3 protein-coding genes are annotated in these 2,964 nt (G+C 42.8%); 2 read left to right on the forward strand and 1 reads right to left on the reverse strand.

Annotated features, from left to right (window positions below; genetic code table 11):
* Positions 1-32 precede the first annotated feature (32 nt).
* A complete protein-coding gene (locus O9332_RS20015) occupies positions 33-155 on the forward strand; it encodes a hypothetical protein (RefSeq protein WP_288027086.1) in 123 nt (40 codons plus the stop codon).
* A gap of 50 nt (positions 156-205) precedes the next feature.
* On the opposite strand, the gene rimK is transcribed toward O9332_RS20015, so the two are convergent.
* Positions 206-1,111, reverse strand: coding sequence for a 30S ribosomal protein S6--L-glutamate ligase (gene rimK / locus O9332_RS20020; protein WP_002764120.1), 906 nt, complete (start codon positions 1,109-1,111; stop codon positions 206-208).
* A gap of 534 nt (positions 1,112-1,645) precedes the next feature.
* Between rimK and rlmN the strand changes: the two genes are divergently transcribed.
* Positions 1,646-2,659 carry a dual-specificity RNA methyltransferase RlmN gene (gene rlmN / locus O9332_RS20025; protein ID WP_043999408.1) on the forward strand — a complete coding sequence of 338 codons (1,014 nt, stop codon included), beginning with the start codon at positions 1,646-1,648 and terminating at the stop codon, positions 2,657-2,659.
* Positions 2,660-2,964 lie beyond the last annotated feature (305 nt).

Genomic DNA, 2,964 nt, shown 5'->3' on the forward strand with positions numbered 1-2,964 from the left:
TAACCCTTATATAGAAAGGCATTTAGCGATTTTTGTCAATTGTTTTTGATCTAGAGCGAACTAATCAATTAAGTCTCTTACCAGATAAGGATTTAGTCGATTTATGCCCCCCTATCGAACCATACCAAGTAACGAAGAACCATACTATTGACTGATAACTTACCCACTGATAACTGATAACTGATAACTGATGCAAGGCTGACGGCTAATATTGATATCGCTCGCGATTTAAGACTAGGGTGGCATTTTTAGCGACAAAATCGATAATTTTTTTGGCCACATCCACACCGGTGGCCGCTTCTATTCCTTCTAAACCGGGAGAAGAATTGACCTCGATAACCACAGGCCCGTGATTGGACCGTAATAAGTCCACACCCGCAACCCGTAAACCCATGGCTTTAGTGGCCCGTATAGCCGTACTGCGTTCCTCTGGGGTTAATTTTATCTTTTCTGCTTTGCCACCGCGGTGAAGATTAGAACGAAAATCCCCTTCGGCCCCCTGTCGCTTCATCGAGGCTACCACTTTTCCATCGATGACAAAACAGCGCAAATCTGCCCCACTGGCCTCTTTAATGTACTCTTGTACTAGAATATTAGCTTCTAATTGCCGAAAAGCTTCAATAACTGACTTGGCTGCTTGGTCGGTTTCCGCTAAGACTACCCCAATACCTTGGGTTCCCTCTAATAATTTAATCACTAGAGGGGTGCCGCCGACGGTTTCGATTAAACCATCGATATCTTCAATTGCGTGAGCAATTCCCGTCACCGGTAAACCTATCCCTTCCCGAGCGAGGATTTGCAGACAACGCAATTTATCCCGCGACCGGGAAATTGCTTGGGAGTCGTTGGCAGTAAAAACATTCATCACCTCGAATTGTCGGACGACTGCGGTTCCATAGAAGGTTTTTGAGGCGGCAATACGGGGGATAATCGCATCGAAACTCTCCAAGGGTTTACCGTTATAAACAACCGTGGGTTTATGGGAGGTGATGTTCATGTAACAGCGCAAATAATTGATCACTCGTACCTCATGGCCTTGAGCTTCTCCCGCTTCTTTCAGTCGCTTGGTGGAATAAAGAGAAGCGTCTTGCGATAAAATAGCGATTTTCATAAATTTTCGCTTAAATATTGCTTTGACAACTGAATAGCTCGTTATCCCCTAATATTGGCTTTTTTGGCTGGCAACTCATAAAATTTCTGTTCTCGATCGAAGTCCATCGATCATTATGGCGCTGACAGTTCCCTTTGAACAGTTGGGTTAAATGAAAAGTAAAAAGGATCAAGCTTAAGACTAGATTTGTTTTTGTCGTCAGGCTAAGTTTAAGTAGCTGGTTATAATTAAATTAAAAATGGATTTTAGGTTCGATCCCCCCTGCCCCCCTTAATAAGGGGGGTGCCGATCCCCCCTGCCCCCCTTGATAAGGGGGGTGCCGATAGGCGGGGGGATCCCCCTTGATAAGGGGGGTGTCTGAAAACTTTTAACACCTACCTACTTAAGTTATAGTTTTAAGTATTTAATTGACTAACAAAGACTAGAGAAGGAGCAAAGGGAAAAAATGTCAATTAATCAATACAATTTTGTCACGGTTTTGCTACTAGGGATGATCGATCGGCTAGAATGATAAGGTGATCAACGATAATAATTATGACTTTACTAGCGAAATCTTTAGAGGAACTGACCGACTGGGTAAAAGACCAGGGACAACCCGCTTATCGGGGTAAACAATTACACCAATGGCTATATGAAAAAGGGGTGCATTCTTTGGCGGATATTTCCGTATTCCCCCAAGAATGGCGCAGCAAGCTGGCGGATTATCCTATCGGTCGTTCCCTTATACATTATCGCAGTGTAGCACCCGATCGCACTCGTAAATATCTGCTAAAACTGGCGGATGGTTTAATTATCGAAGCGGTGGGAATTCCTAGTGAAAAAAGATTAACAGTCTGTGTTTCTTCCCAAGTGGGTTGTCCGATGTCCTGTGATTTTTGTGCCACGGGAAAAGGGGGTTTTACTCGTAATTTAAAAGCGTATGAAATCGTTGACCAAGTGTTAACAGTACAGGAGGATTTTCAGCAACGAGTGAGTCATGTGGTGTTTATGGGGATGGGGGAACCTTTATTAAATATTCCCGAAGTGGTGACAGCGATTCATTCCCTGAATCAAGATGTGGGTATCGGTCAGCGTTGTTTAACGATTTCTACGGTGGGATTACCCCATAAAATCAAGCAACTAGCAGAACATAATTTACAAGTAACTTTTGCTGTTAGTCTCCATGCTTCTAATCAACAAGTTCGAGCTAAATTAATCCCCAGTGCCGACCATTATTACCTAACTGATTTGATTCAAGACTGTCAGGAATACGTTCAAATCACGGGACGAAGGGTGACATTTGAATACATTCTTTTAGCGGGAGTGAATGATTTACCCGAACACGCAGGGGAATTAGCCAAACTGGTGAAAGGTTTTCAATCTCACGTCAATTTAATCCCCTATAATCCCATTCAAGAGGTGGATTATCAACGGCCTGATGAAAAGAGAATCAGAGCTTTTAAAACTATTTTAGAACAGGAAAAAGTCGCCGTTACTGTCCGTTATTCGAGAGGTTTGGCAGCCAATGCGGCCTGTGGACAATTGCGAGCGAGCGTTATGGTCAAATAAACTTGATTTGTTCACTACTCTATCATCAGTTTTCTCTGTTATAATTAGAGTAACAGAGGAGTGTTGGTTGTGTTGTTTGTTAATAATTGTAAAATTTAATCAAGATCGGGATGGTTATCGGGCAACACCTCAACGGTGGGGGCAAGTAACTGTTAAGTGTGCTTCTTTAACTAGGGCTTGCTGAATAAATCTAAAAACCTTGTTGGATAAGGCTTTTAGACTTTTTTGACCTCAAAAAGTGCCGACCATTGGAGGGATCGGGGGTAAAATTCAGGTACTTTTTCCCTGAAAATTAGGTAACTGAC

The sequence above is a fragment of the Microcystis sp. LE19-10.1B genome (assembly GCF_027530565.1).
Lineage (GTDB): Bacteria > Cyanobacteriota > Cyanobacteriia > Cyanobacteriales > Microcystaceae > Microcystis > Microcystis aeruginosa.